Below are 240 nucleotides of genomic sequence, written 5' to 3' on the forward strand. Positions count from 1 at the left end.
TGTCCGGCCGCGCGCGCCCGTCAGCCGCTGGCACCTTGAGCAGGTAGACGCACTGCAGTTCGCCGCCGCTGCGGCGCCCGGCGGGCGGCACGGTCCGGCCAGGATCGCAGCCTGCCTGCAGCCGCTGGCTCCAACCGGGGCGGGTCTCTTCCACGCGAAGGCTGGGCACGCCCAGCCGCTCGGCGATGCCGACAATGTCGTTGCAGGTACCGGCGTGGGCGTTGCCGACCAGCGCCACCC

The 240-nt window shown here is 74.6% G+C and carries 1 protein-coding gene; it reads right to left on the reverse strand.

Annotation, left to right across the window (positions count from 1 at the left end; all coding sequences use genetic code 11):
• The coding region (locus ACQG3P_RS22665) for a hypothetical protein (protein ID WP_426806310.1) at positions 1 to 240 on the reverse strand (240 nt) is incomplete at both ends.

It is taken from the genome of Stenotrophomonas sp. SrG, from assembly GCF_050031795.1.
GTDB lineage: Bacteria > Pseudomonadota > Gammaproteobacteria > Xanthomonadales > Xanthomonadaceae > Stenotrophomonas > Stenotrophomonas rhizophila_A.